At 38.2% G+C, this 14656-nt stretch carries 10 protein-coding genes; 6 read left to right on the top strand and 4 right to left on the bottom strand.

The annotated features are described in order from the left end of the window. Nucleotides 1–48 precede the first annotated feature (48 nt). From G8782_RS16065 to G8782_RS16055, 3 genes are all read right to left on the bottom strand, one after another. Nucleotides 49–1620 carry an extracellular solute-binding protein gene (locus tag G8782_RS16065; protein ID WP_172373049.1) on the bottom strand — a complete coding sequence of 524 codons (1572 nt, stop codon included), beginning with the start codon at nt 1618–1620 and terminating at the stop codon, nt 49–51. 147 nt (nt 1621–1767) lie between these two features. Further along, nucleotides 1768–2649, bottom strand: a complete 882-nt coding sequence (locus G8782_RS16060) for a carbohydrate ABC transporter permease (protein WP_172373047.1) — start codon at nt 2647–2649, stop codon at nt 1768–1770. Between the two features lie 14 nt (nt 2650–2663). Next, nucleotides 2664–3569, bottom strand: a complete 906-nt coding sequence (locus tag G8782_RS16055; RefSeq protein WP_343035083.1) for an ABC transporter permease — start codon at nt 3567–3569, stop codon at nt 2664–2666. Nucleotides 3570–3790: 221 nt separating this feature from the next. On the opposite strand from G8782_RS16055, the gene G8782_RS16050 reads away from it, so the two are divergent. The 6 genes from G8782_RS16050 (at nt 3791) to G8782_RS16025 (ending at nt 9987) form a co-directional block, all read left to right on the top strand. Beyond that, nucleotides 3791–4831, top strand: a complete 1041-nt coding sequence (locus G8782_RS16050; protein ID WP_172373045.1) for a response regulator transcription factor — start codon at nt 3791–3793, stop codon at nt 4829–4831. A 4-nt stretch (nt 4832–4835) separates the two neighbouring features. Continuing rightward, nucleotides 4836–6641, top strand: a complete 1806-nt coding sequence (locus tag G8782_RS16045; RefSeq protein WP_172373043.1) for a cache domain-containing sensor histidine kinase — start codon at nt 4836–4838, stop codon at nt 6639–6641. Nucleotides 6642–6813: 172 nt separating this feature from the next. Further along, nucleotides 6814–7125, top strand: coding sequence for a cupin domain-containing protein (locus tag G8782_RS16040; protein ID WP_172373042.1), 312 nt, complete (start codon nt 6814–6816; stop codon nt 7123–7125). Between the two features lie 12 nt (nt 7126–7137). Beyond that, nucleotides 7138–7761, top strand: a complete 624-nt coding sequence (locus G8782_RS16035; protein WP_172373041.1) for a YesL family protein — start codon at nt 7138–7140, stop codon at nt 7759–7761. 21 nt (nt 7762–7782) lie between these two features. Continuing rightward, nucleotides 7783–8544, top strand: a complete 762-nt coding sequence (locus G8782_RS16030; protein WP_172373040.1) for an SDR family NAD(P)-dependent oxidoreductase — start codon at nt 7783–7785, stop codon at nt 8542–8544. 240 nt (nt 8545–8784) lie between these two features. Beyond that, complete coding sequence (locus tag G8782_RS16025; RefSeq protein WP_172373039.1) at nt 8785–9987, top strand: MFS transporter; 1203 nt, start codon at nt 8785–8787, stop codon at nt 9985–9987. Between the two features lie 144 nt (nt 9988–10131). On the opposite strand, the gene G8782_RS16020 is transcribed toward G8782_RS16025, so the two are convergent. Then, nucleotides 10132–14622: an endonuclease gene (locus G8782_RS16020; RefSeq protein WP_172373038.1), complete on the bottom strand. Its 4491-nt coding sequence runs from the start codon at nt 14620–14622 to the stop codon at nt 10132–10134. Nucleotides 14623–14656 lie beyond the last annotated feature (34 nt).

The raw sequence follows: 14656 nt of genomic DNA, 5'->3' as shown, positions 1-14656 counted from the left end.
GTGCGTAAAATCTCTAAGTGGGGATAACTGACTATTCCTGAAACTACATCACCAATTTGTTCTTGGTAACTGGACCCCATCCTCGTTATTATAGCGTTCCGTAGCTTCTTCAATAGCTTGAGTACCGCCTTTATTTAACCATTCTTCAATGACTTTATCATGATGGTCAATTGGTTCTTGACCTAGGATGATTTTTGCGGCTCCAGTCATCCAAATATCCGACGGTGTATCACTTCCTGGGCTTATTTCTGGATGACTACTATATACTTCTAGAGGTGGTGTAAACTGAATACTATCACGGCCTTCATTTATTAAAACTTCATCAAAGACGCGAAGCAACTCCTGGCCCTCTTCAGTTAATTCCAAGATTCCCTGCGTATACGTAGAATCTTTAACCATCCATAACCATCTGTTTAAATAATGCTGTGCATTTAGGAGATTTGTATCTTCTGGTACTTCGTAATTTACTGTTCCATCTTCGTTTAGGGTATAAGTGTCATCCTCAATGCCGTACGTAAAGAATCTTTCCGCTTCTTCTGTTAATTGCCAGTCAAAGAATTTAATGATAACTGCAGGATCGACTTTTGTTTCAGCATTAATGACGAATGAGCGCGTAGTACTTCCATACCAATAATGTCCGCCCTTTCCATCTGGACCTGTCGGGGAAGGGATAATTGCAATCTCTGCCTCCGGTACATTATTCTTAATTTCCTGTTCCCATGAATTAACCTCTTCGGCGTTCATGGACCAAATGCCAACCTTACCAGCTATAATGTTGCTTCGATATTCAGGCTGTTGGGTTGTTAAAAACTCCTGTGATAGAAGTCCCTCTTTATACAATGTATTGTAAAACGTAAGGGCATCTTTTATCTTATCCCCTGCCATGAACTTAGGGACTACCTGGCCCTCATACAGTTCATATTGATATGGAAATGCATCAAATGCACCGAAGAATGTATCGGAATACTTAAACTTCTCTCGACCTTGATAAGGATGTTCAACCCCTAGTTCTTTAAATGCTCGAAGCACTTCTAAATGCTCATCTACTGTTTGCGGCACATCCAATCCAGTTTGTTTAAGTAAATCCATACGAATCGCTGTACCTCGGCGCGAAGGATTCGATAGAAAATCTGGAATAGCATAAATTTTTCCGTCATACGTTACAGAATCCCAAGCTTCTTGTGGGATTTTTTTAAGTAGATTTGGACCATGTTCTGCTATTAAATCATCAAGTGGTAAGAAAGCTTCAGCCTCCACACCACCAGCAAGTTCTGGTCCAAGCACACCACCACTAGCTTGAAGTACATCTGGAACATCATTGGACGCGAGCATTAAGGTCATTCTTTCAACATACTCATTATGTGGGACGAGACGAATTTGAATATCGGTGTTTGATAATCTTTCCATCTCTTTTACAAATTTATCATCATTTATCTCCGGATGACTCTCAACATATGGTGTACCTAATGTCCTCATAGCAATTGAAAAAGAATTATCCGTAGTAGATTCGTTCTCTTTCTCGCCCTTTGTTTCCTCGGAGCCCTTTTCGTCTGTGCAACCTGCAATGATAGCTGTTAGCATTACTAGAAATAGGATAATTAGCCATTTTCTATTCTTCATAATTGATCCTCCCTTAACCTTTTTTTATATCGTAAGCGCTTACAATAATTAGATTAGCACAATAAAAAACGAAGTGATGTAGTCTGTTTTTAGGTGTCATTGTACTTTTTTTAGAACTTTGAAAAACTTAAAGACATATTTCAATACTTAATCCTTTAAGCTACCAAGCATAAATCCTTTTACAAAATGCCGCTGTAGAAATGGGTAGATTAATAGAATCGGTACAGTTGCAATAATAATTGTCGCCATTTTAATTCCCTCAGGTGAAGAGGACATAATCGTTGTATAGAAGTTAGATGTAGGATCAGTTATAAAGGATTCATCTACAATCATTTCTCTTAATTTAATTTGTAATGGGTACAACTTTCTGTTTTCGATATACATTAACGCATTAAAGTAGGTATTCCAATGAAAAACAGCATAGAAAATTCCAAGTGTTGCGAGTGCTGGCTTGGATAGTGGCAGAACTACTTGGAATAAGATTCGTAGCTCACCCATACCATCAATTCGACTAGCCTCTATTAGCTCTTCTGGGATTTGCACAAAGAAAGATCGCATCACGAATAAATTGAATGCACTGATTGCTGTCGGAAAAATTAATGCCCAAACTGTATCTAGCAAACCTAGAGACTGTACAACTAGAAATGTAGGGATTAATGGTGCTGAAAAAATCATCGTAAACAGAACCATTAATAATATGAATTTCCGCCCTTTAAGTTCTCTTCTTGATAATGGATATGCTAATGACGCGGTAGCGATTAAGTTAATAATTGTACCGACAACCGTAATAAATATTGTAACCCCGAAGGATCGCCAAATACTAGCGTCTTGGAATACAAAACTATAGTTATCCAAGGTAAACTCAACTGGGAGAAAACTAACTCGCCCCTGATCAATTGCATTAGCACTACTGAATGACTGTGCAAAAACATGAATAAAAGGTAGAAGCATTACGATTGAGATAATAATTAGAATGGTCATATTTGAAAATAGAAAGACCTTCCGTGCTTTACTTATTTTGATAGCCATCGTATCATTCCTTTCTAATATAAACTACTACCGGTTGTTCTCCGACTTACAAAGTTTGCTCCAACGATCAATATTAACCCTACTACAGATTTGAAAATACCAATCGCGGTAGTATAGCTATATTGATTATTTAATAAACCTGCCTTGTAAATATACGTATCAAAAATCTCCCCATTTTCTCTATTAAATGGATTTAGAAAAACATCTACTCTTTCAAATCCGAAATCTAGGAAGTTTCCGATTTGTAGTAAAAGTAGCATCATAATTGTCGGAAGGAGTGTCGGTAAAGTAATCCTCCATGTTTGCTGCCAACGATTTGCCCCATCAATTTCAGCAGCTTCATATAATTGCGGATTTATCCCAGCAAGGGCAGCAAGATAAATAATCGTTCCCCAACCAGTGTCTCGCCACATACCTGAGCCGACTATAATGGACCGAATATAGCTTTCATCAGCCAAGAAATATACAGAGTCTACTCCAATTGCATTTAATAATGTATTGATTAATCCAGTAGAAGGAGATAATAAGCCAATAAAAACCCCACTAATAATAACCCATGAAAGAAAATGTGGCATATAAACAACGGTTTGAATAATTCTTTGAGCAAGTACTTTTCGTACCTCATTTAACATGAGCGCTAAAAGAATTGGTGCTGTAAAGCCAAAAATCAAATCGTAAAAATTGATCAGCATCGTATTCTTTAGAATTCGCAGGAAGTCGGAGTATTGAAACATCTTTTCAAATTGAGACCAACCAACCCATGGGCTGCCCCAAAATCCTTTAAAAATGTTGTATTCTTGAAATGCAATAACGGATCCTATAATTGGAATATATTTAAAAACAATAAAGAATAATATCCCTGGAAGCGCAATAAAGTAAAGTGCTTTATGTTTCAAAATTGCTTCTCGTGTTTTTCTCACATCGGTTCCTCCCTTTCTAATATCTTTAATCTTAGTTTAGGGAATGAAAGGGCTTTCATCTATGGGATAGATTTTGGAAGACATGTGTTTTTTTTAGCCAGTTGATATAAAAATCCAAACCCGAGATTGTATTTAGAATATTTTCAGGATTTAGACAAACTGAATAAATTGTTATATAATTAAATAACAACGTTTTCATTGATTAAGGAAGGGGTGTAGGAATGAAGCTTTTAATTATTGAAGATGAGCCGATGACACGTCTGAAGATTAGAAAAATGCTGAAAACCATTCAAGTCGAAAGCTTTAAACCACAGTCGATTATAGAGGTAGAGTATGCGGAGGATGCCATTCCCTATCTCAAAAAAACACAATTTGATATTATTTTTACGGATATAGAATGTGGGGAATTAAGTGGACTTTCCTTAATAGAGGGATGGCGTGGACAGCAAGCACATGCACAATGGATAATCATATCAGGCTATGATCGTTTTGAATTTGCCCAAGAAGCAATATCCTATGGTGTTAAAGAGTATTTATTGAAACCGATTACAAGACAAACGCTGAGGGACACAATTGCGAGCTGTATCGCAGGCTTAAAGGAAAATGAATCCGATTATATTGGTGCAAATGAAATTGAAAAGATCCTGCAACAGCTTGAGAAGTCTATATGGACTTTGGACGAGCAAGAAGTGATCTATCTATTTGGCCAATGGCAAGCTAGCTTTGAAGCAAAGTCTATTTCAGTTAAATACTACTGTAATATTCTTTCCCACATTATGGAAGTTTTATTCCAAAGGATTAAAAATAAGGGAAGTCAATTATTACAAGCATTTCAGTGGGAAATAAATTGTCCGAGTAAGAATGTAGCAAATCAAATTTTTCTAGCCAAATGTAGAGAGATAATCAAAATGCTAGAGCAAAAGCGACGAGGAAATGAAATCGACCCGATTCAAACCGCAAAAGATTTTATTGCTGAAAATATTGAAACAGACATTGGTTTGAAGGAGGTAGCAGCTAAGCTAGGGCTAAATGCTTCTTATTTTAGTCAGTTATTTAGGAAAGAAACTGGGGAAACGTTTGTGAAATATCGAATTCGACTACGAATGGAAAAGGCAAAAGAATTATTATTGCGAAAAGATATTAGAGTTATTGATATTCCTTACTTTATTGGCCTAAATGACCACCCACACTTTACAAAAACATTTAAAAAGTATACAGGAGAAACCCCATCAGAGTTTCGAAAAAAAATGGGAGTGAACTAGTTTTATGTATCGATTGATCTATCGATTGAATATTCAACAGAGACTCTTACTCTATTTCTCTATCGTTATTCTGGTAGCAATTACATTGATTACTTGGGTCATTTATAACCATACTGCAAATGAAATTAAAGAACAATCCAGAGTAAATTTAGAGTACATTGTAGAAAATGCCAGTTATCAGACAGACGTTTTCATTCAGAGTATGGAGCTTGCTACACTACCTTTACTCATGAACAAAGAGGTTAAAGTATTTCTCGATTTATCAGGAGATAATAGATTTGATAAGTACTACTATTCAAAGGAAATAAAAAAAGAAATGCATCAAATAATGCTAAAAAACCAACATATTAATCTTATCTATTTATTAGCAGAAACGGGACAATACGTTTTATCAAGTGATAATTACATTAGAGGAGAAGATCCACTCGCCTCAAAAAAATTTTACAATGAAATAATTCGAAACACACCAGATAAAGGAAAAATAAGCGTGCTTTCTATTGAAAGCACTTACAATAATGAAAATGTTATAAGTATAGCGCGTAGAGTTAGAGGTAATCTATCTTTTGTACCTAAAGGGATTTTAGGAATTGAGATTGATGCCACCTCACTAGAGAAGCTTTGGAATATCGCTCAATTTAAAAATGGCACCTCATTATGGATTTTCGATAAAGACGGAAGGATTGTCTATCATCCAGATGAGGATTGGTTAGGCAAATATATAGGAGAAGACTTCCATTCAAAATTTAAAGATGCAACAGCGAATTCTATTAGGGATGAATGGGAGGGAGAAGAGATGGGATTTTATTTTAACCAGTCCCCTGAAACAGAATGGACCTTAGTAGCAATGCAACCGACAGAGGTAATTTATGAGCCTATCTCAGGCATTCGAAATACAGCAATTATTTCCTTTATGACTTCACTGTTCATTGCGCTTCTAATCTCCATAGTATTTGCAAAAAATATTGTTTCTCCATTACGAAAGGTACAGCAGGGAATGAAAAAACTCGAGGTAGGAGAATGGGAAAAGATTAAACCTTTAAAAGGGACGGATGAGATAAGTAGTGTCGTCTCGAGCTATAACAAAATGGTGAACGAGTTATCAAATCTCATTGATAATTTATATGAATCTGAGCTAAAAAATAAAGCTGTTCTACTGGAGAAAAAGAATGTTGAGCTTCAAGCATTGCAATTACAGATTAACCCGCATTTTTTACATAATACTTTGGAAACAATAAGTTCTTATGCAGTAATAAACGATGCGGAAGAAATATCCGATATGGCTTCAGCATTGTCGAAAATGTTTCGTTATTCCTTGCGTAATTTAGAAGTTGTGACAGTACATAGCGAAATTGATCATGTGAAAAATTTCATGATTGTCATGGAGCATCGCTTTCAAAAAAAATTACATGTCATCTATGATATTGCTCCTGACGCGCTCGATGCAGAAGTGGTAAAGCTATCCTTACAACCAATTGTTGAGAATGCAATACAGCACGGTTTACGAAAGCTTCGTTATGAAGGAAGCATTACAATTCGGGCTGTAAAGAGAAATGGTCTTCTAGTTATTCAAGTTATTGATAATGGAAGCGGCATCTCCGCTGAACGACTGATTGAAATTCAAGCTATGCTAGATAAAAATGAAGTCCGTGGAAATATGGGAATAGGTCTAAGTAATGTAAGTAGGAGAATTCAGCTTATTTTCGGTGAAGAGTATGGATTAAAGCTAACATCTCAACCAGGGGGTGGAACTATTGTCGAGATGGAAATCCCAATAATAGAATATGATTCTTTAAGGGCGATAAGTGTTTAAGAATATGGATTAACAAAGCCCTAGTTCGAATCCAAAGTCTGTTTTTGGTGATTATATTTTTTAACCTACTAAAAAAAAACGATAACAATACAAAAATAAACGAAGCAATTATGATACATTCTTTGCTAAGATTGACTTGAACATCATCTTCAATCCTGAAAGGAGAACGAATATGATTGGTAAATGGGAGAACGCAGAACCAGGGGTAGTAAGAAAGATATTTCCACCTGGAAAAAGTGTAATGATGATGGAAGTTCACTTTGAGAAAGGGGCTGAAGGGTTCGAGCATAGTCATTCAAACGAACAATTAACGTACTGTCTACAAGGTAAATTTCACTTCACGATTGATGGAGAGGATCAGATTTTAACTGCTGGTGAGACATTAGTTATCCCAAGTAACAAGAAGCATGGAGTAATAGCTTTAGAAAAAGGAATCCTAATTGATACATTCACACCCCTTCGCAAGGATCTCCTAGGTTTGTAGGGAGTGGATTAATTGGAGCAGATAATGGGACGTTTTTCAGTCATTAGTGAATGGGTCTACCTACTTTTCGTTATACAAATGTTCTGGCTCGTTGGTACTGTGATTGGCTTAGGTCTATTTGGTATCATCCCTTCAACCTTAGCTATGTTTGCTGTATTTAGAAAGCGCTTACAGGGTGAAGATGTTAACATCTTCAAGACTTTTTGGAATACCTATAGAACCATGTTTTTTAAAAGCCAATTGACAGGCTTGTTTTGGATATTACTTGGGCTATTTCTCTACTATGACATTCGTATCTTGTTTAGCTATCAAAATACATTCAGCTTTATTATTGGGGTTATTTTGATAAGTGTTCTATTAATCTATTTATTAGCAACCATGATTCTTATGCCGCTGAATGTTCATTATGAGATGACTAGTTCGAATCGAGTGCGCTTATCAGTAATGATTGCCATTACAATGCCACACATTTCAATCGGGCTAACATTAAGTACGATTTTAGTTTATTTCATTGCTACATATATCCCAATTTTATTTTTACTTTGCGGGATAAGCTTAGCAGCATTTCTATATATGAAGTGTTCCCAAAACGCATTTCTAAAGGTGGAAGCAACTGGATATATAAGAAACTTATAAAATAATGGGAGGATGGATAGAATGATAAATTTAAATTCAAAAAAGGCACTTGTCACTGGTGGAGGAACTGGAATCGGTAGAGGGATTGCGTTAGCGTTAGCAGAAGCAGGAGCCGATGTAATCGTTCATTATGGTCAAAACAAAAATGGAGCAGACGAGGTTGTTGAGCAAATAAAGGATTTGGGAAGAAATGCGATTGCCATCCAAGCAGACGTACTAGAAGAAGAACAAGTAAAAGGATTACTGGCTGAGGCAGCAAGCTTTTTTGATGATAAAATAGATATTTTAGTAAATAACGCGGGGCATTTAGTACAGCGGGCTACGATAGAGGAAATGAGTTCGGAGCTATGGCATAAAGTAATGGACGTCAATGTGACTAGTACTTTCTTAGTTACAAAGTATGCACTTCCTTTAATGAAAGAAGCGGGTGGAAGGATCGTAAACATGTCATCCTTAGCTGCTCATAATGGCGGTGGACCTGGTGCGTCTGCTTATGCAGCTTCAAAGGGAGCGGTAATGACATTTTCTAAGGCTTTAGCAAAGGAGTTAGCTGGATACGCAATCAATGTAAACGCCGTATCACCGGGCTTTATTGATAATACGCCTTTCCATCTAACATTCTCAACTCCAGAAGCAAGAGAAAACTCAGTGAAATCAATTCCAATCGGTCGTGGAGGAGAATCTGCGGATGTGGCTGGGGCAGTGCTATACCTAGTTTCTGATTTAGGCAACTTTATTACAGGTGAAACGATTGAAATAAATGGCGGTATGTTCATGAGGTAATAGAGGAAACTTCCATCAGCGGGGATAATTCCCCGCCTGACGGTTAGTTAGAGCCAACAGTATTTGGGTTACAAATCCGTTGCCACAGGACTTGGCGACCTTAGCTTTAATTCTTAACGGAACTTGAATTTCAATTGATCCCCCACCTACAATTCTTCGGTTAGTTTCCTTCGAAGTCTTCTCGTTTAGGATCAAAAGCCTGTTAATGCGGAATAAATATTGTAAATGCGAGGGCAAAATATGAAATTGCTACAAAATTATAAAGATTTTCCAGCCGCGTTATGGATATTACTTATAAATACGCTAATGATGGCACTTGGGTTTTACATGATTATTCCACTCCTGGCTGTTTACTTATTGGAGAACCTTGTCCTTTCTGCAACAATGGTAGGACTTATCATTGGGGTTCGCAGCTTTTTTCAGCAAGCATTTCAACTGTGGGGCGGCATGATTTCCGATCGGGTTGGCTATAAACTATTAATTTGTATTGGTGTTTTCATCCGTTCTATTGGCTTTATCATGTTTGGTCTAGTCGACAGCTTCCCAGGTCTTTTACTTGCTGCTATCCTTTCCGGACTTGGTGGCGCATTCTTTCATCCATCTAGCTATGGGCTCTATACAGTACTTTCAACGCCAAAAAATCGCTCTATTATTTATTCCACTAGGGATATGCTAAGTAATGTAGGTTTTATTGTTGGTCCAGTAGTTGGTGCATTTTTGTTAAAAATAGACTTTCAAATCGTTTGCTTGGTTTCTGGCATTATGTTTATTCTTGTCCTCATTGTAAGTATCATTGGATTACCCTCCTCAAAGCCTAAGCCAGATAGTACTCATCCAACAGTTTTGGAAGATTTACAAGAAATCGTAACAAATCAAAGATTTATGACGTTTACAATCTTAATGATTTTTGTTTGGTTCCTTTTTTCACAATTGTACATTGCAGTTCCAATAAAAATGGACTGGCTTGGAATAGATAATAATATTGGCTATATTTATAGTTCAGGTGCGTTAGTCATTGTATTCTTACAGGTTCCACTAATCAGCTTTTTAACCAATCGCTTCTCATCTCTATTTCTAATTGCCTTAGGTTGTTTCCTTCTTACACTAGGGTTATTCTTTATTGGAATAACACCAAATGTTATTGGTATTTACCTTGGTGTTATCATATTTGCTTTCGGTCAAATGTTTCTCCAGCCTATGATTAGCAAAGAAATTTCCGAAGTAGCTTCAATATCACTTACCGCATCATATTTTGGTTTTAACGGCTTGGCACTAGCAATAGGTGGACTAGCAGGAAGTTTATTGGGTGGAGTGCTCTATGATCTCGGAGGCACAGTTAATAAAATGATTCCATGGGCTGTGTTTATACTAGTTGGAATAATAACGGTTATTGTAATTCTAGCGAAAGAGCAAAGGAGTAAAGTTGTTAATAATATGGAATGAGATTAAGAGTTCGTTCCATTCACGATTGTCAAATAAACAATTTCCCCCTAAAACAACATTTGCTGTATTACGCCAAGGTAGTGTTATTGAAAAAAGCGCAGTCTCCATTACATAAAACTGCGCTTTTCCTCAGAGTTTATTACCTTAAGCTCCCTCGTCCCAAATATCATTTGCCCATTCTGGATAATCGATAAATGGATTGCGATTGCCTTGGATTTCCTCGATTTTTTCGTTACGATTCATTTCCCATTCACTGACAGGGTCCTGTTCATGCCATTCGAGTAAAATGGATAGCTTTCCGTGATATGGATTGCTGCCATTGTTGACTTGCTCATTCAGCTCTAAGTCAACCTTGTCGCCCGCTTCATAGCGGACAGCCATGTAAAACAGCATTCTTGCAACGTCACCTTTAACATCATTGGGCGGCTCCCAAGAATCGCCGTCACGTTTACATTCTGCGCAATTTTTTACGTTGGCAGTTCCTCCATTGTCAAAATCAAGGTTTCCTCTTGCGCTATTGACTTGGACATCGCTCGGACGGAGGTGGTGAATATCGGTACCCGGCCCTTTACTTGTCCCAAAATCACCATGCGATTTTGCCCAAGTATGTTCACGATTCCAGTCGCCAATCGCGCCACCATTAAGATTTTTCGAACGTGAGTCTCCTGAATAAAGGAGAATGACGTTTTCCGGATTGGTTGGGTCCTCATCCGTTATTTTCAAGGCATCCCATACTTCACTGTAGGATAGCTGATGATGATCATCAATAATCTCATGCAAGGCTGCTTTTAATACATCGCCCTTTTTACCGATTGCATCTGCATAATAATCATCTTCTGGAACTTCGGCTTCCTTAACCGTTACACCGAATGTCTCAGTTATACTCGCTTTTCCATCAGTTGCTGTAACCGCGACAATGTGGCTGCCTAACTCAAGTTGAAGGGTGAGTTTTGCAGTCTCCTGATTAACTGTTCCTTTTGTTGATGAAAATGTCAGCACATCTCCATCTGGATCGGTAAAGTAATCTGTTAGCGTTAATTCAATATTTTCCCCTTCAATCACATTTTGATTTGCAAAAGACTTCGTCGCTACTGGCGCTTGATTTTCCGGTGTATCTGGAAATTTAATTTTGTCTGGATCGGCGCCTTTCTTATATTTAATGTCTTTTATATTTTCTATACCCCTTAGCTCAGCGACATTTTTACCTTCGATTGTTACTTTCGATATTTCTGTCCCTTTGAAATCAAATATCGCCCCGGCTTTTTCAGGATTGATTGTTACGTCGGTTTTCTTGAACCCATTTCCATGGAATTCGGCATATTCGCCGGTAACGGTAATTCCTTTTTTAATTTTCGAATTTGCATCAAGCTTAATGGAGACGCTCCGATCGTGAAGAATCAGTTCATGTGCTTCGATGTTTGTGAAATCGTATATTTTTTCCGGGTTAATTGGCGTCGGTTCTTCCGGATTCTCTGCTCCCTCGCCATTTAAGCCCACTTTCACCATCACTGGGTCATGATCACTAGCACGTCCAGCCATATCGGTAAAATCTGCATTTATATGAAGAATATCAATTTCCGTTTCTCCCACTAAATTGTTCGACACTAAAATATGATCGAGCACTTGCGAATTTCCTTGGAAGAGGTATGTGTAACGATCTTGATCATCGACTTTGTTAATCATGTTTGTCATATGGTCGCCTTCATGGATTTTCAATGCTTCGGTGAACTGAAAATCATTGAAATCACCAACAGAAACAATATTGCTATTCGGATTTTCCGTTTTAATATCTGCTATAAAATCAGACACAACCGTTGCAATTTGCTTGCGTTGTACTTCACTACCATAAACAGGAGGTTGTGTAGAACCAAATAATGGTGTATCGCCAGATTTCGAATTCCAGTGGTTAGCGATGACGATCACACTTTCACCTTGGAAATCAAATTGTGCTGCTAATGGTTTACGGCTGTTATTAAACGCTGCATGATTCGGATCAATTCGGCCTGGGTTATGCGTTAATTTCCCGTTTTCATAGCCAACTGCTGTTGTTGCATCACCCGCGGGTATACCTTCCGTCAAGCTGACACGGTCTGGATTGTATAAGAAACCAACACGGATATTCGCATTCGGCGCTCCGCCATCCGCATTATTTACCGGATCAATATTGGCGTATTTATACCTTACGCCGCCAGCATCGACAATGGCTTGAATCAATCGTTCATAGCTTTCATTTGCCCGAGAATCTCCAGCATCTTGTCCATTATTATCTTGAACTTCAGTCACGCCAATGATATCAGGATTTTGCATATCCACCGCGAATGCGCGTGCTAATTTTCTTGCTTTATCGTCAGACGTTGACTTGGTGTTATTCGAAAAATTCTCCAAGTTATAAGAAGCAATCGTTAACTTATCTTCTTCTTTGACAATTGTCGTTGTTTCTGGTGTTGCCTCGCCTTTGACGAATTTAGCTTGCATATCTGCTAAATCAGCATAAATTTTATAGTTTTGGAAGCCATAATTCACAACGCCCGTGATTGGGCCTTCAAAAGTGTCCCCTGTTGCTACTTCGAAATCTCTTGCTTGGTTATTATCATATAATTTGAACTGGATGCGGTCAGGGTTTGCCGTTTCCTCTGTTAATTTAACACCGCCGTGAAGCGTATTGGTTTCCCTAGATTCAAGCACGGTAATTAAATCGCCATGTTCTTGTGGGGCAACAGCCTTTACTGTGCCAACTTCGACAAGCATACCCTCTAGGCTTTCCCAAAAATCAATTGCATCTTCTTCTGGATCAAATTGTTCAAAGCTATCATTGTCAATCACGTCAGATGGAAGGTTATCCTTATCAATCAAGATCGGTGCTGGGAGTGCGACATTGCTTTTCACCGTTTCAACGATTCCACCACGATCATTTCTTGCATTAATTTGTGTAACAGATAAATCGGTATCTTGTTTTGTATCGTTGTAGCCGTCGATATGAAACTCGTTAACAGTACCAGATACGCTGACTAAATCACCTATATTTACATTTGCTTTCTGGTTTCCTGTATAAACGACCAGCCCTTCAGAAGTGTTCTCATTGTTATCTGCTAGATGATCCGGTGTTTGGAAATGGAAATAGTTTCCGGTACCGATTTTGTACATGTATGTCACAACACCTTGGATGTCGTTAACAAAGGTGCCTGTTAGTGGAGATTCATGCGTTTCACCTTGAATATGATGAATTTGCATACCTGCTTCTTGGTCGAAAACAGTATAGGTAAATTCGGTAATATTACTAGCCTTTAGACCATCTTTTACTGCAATTGCTTTGATTACCATATCTGAATCAACGACAATTGGTTCGCTGTATTCCTGGCTACATGTCGATGGTTCATCACCATTCTGCGTAAAATAAATCGTTGCACCGCTAGTTAATGTAGAAAGTGTTACTTCTGTTCCCGCTGGAATCGTACCTGACGCCGGTGTTGCAGTTACAGCCTGGACAGCTGATGCATCAGCAATGATATCCGCTTGGTTTCTTGGAATTATTTGATATGCATTGTTAAATTCCTGAACAATACCTGTGATAGAATCATAGGTTGTGCCGGAAGAAAGGTCGAGTGTAGCTGTTTCATCTCGCACTAGAAATTCAGTTCCGTCCGTAGCTGTATAATTCGCCCAGCCATTACCCTCTTGAACCGCTATAAGCGTTACCCCGCTTACGGTTGCTAACTTTGATTCATTTTCTTCATTAAGCTGTGCCCCTGTTAAAATGGTAGCTTCTGGCATGCCTACCGGGTTCCTATCCCCCTCGAGCGTCACATCTATTAATTGTAAAAGGCCGTTGTGTGCTGCTAACGTTCCTGTTACAGTAATTTCATCGCCTTGCTGCACGTTAAGCGAGCTTGGATAGATTGCTAGCGCTGCTGTTTCATCCTGAAAATGAATTGTGTTTTTTAATTTAGCTGTGACAATTCCTTTTACTTTCACCACGCCAGTTGCCTGTGCACGTGCCTCTGCAATTGTGATAATATCCTCCTCAGGATCTTCAGGTGTGACGCCATCCATCTTGTGTGTTCCTAGATTGGAAGCATCGTTAATCGGGAATGCAGTCCATTCCACTGCTGGATCAAATGCATCATTAATAATCTTATCTCCTGTTGTGATATTGCTGTTTCTTACTAAGGTGACATCCTTTAAATTTTCAACCCTAGCGCCAACTTGTCCAATTGAATCAATCACTTGGTTGGATTTCTTAAGAACTAGCGCGTCATCGCCATTAAAATTGATGACGCTCGAGTTTGCTAGATTCCCTTTGCTTTTTATTTCATCATTTGCTTGATTATGATGGATGACATAAGTCGCACCATCCTCAAGTGAGCTTTCTAGTGCTAATTTCGCGGTAACAGAAGTTGCGCCATTTGCGTAAAGTTCTAATGCATAGTTGCTTAAATCGATTGCCTGACCCGTGCCATTGTAAAGCTCGATTGCCTTATTAAAGCTGCTTCCTTCGATATATTCAGAAATAATCAAATCGCTCGGTTTTGTCATCTCAGCGCTCACGACCGCCGGTAATGCTGGTAGTAGTAAATTCACTACTAGCGCAATGACGAGTATCAAACTCATCCTTTTTTTCCAGTTATTATTATGCATGAAGATAACTCTCCTTTTTTAGGTTTCGTTTCTG

The organism is Sporosarcina jiandibaonis (assembly GCF_013184495.1).
Lineage (GTDB): Bacteria > Bacillota > Bacilli > Bacillales_A > Planococcaceae > Sporosarcina > Sporosarcina jiandibaonis.
This window is presented reverse-complemented; position numbering and strand designations above follow the sequence as displayed.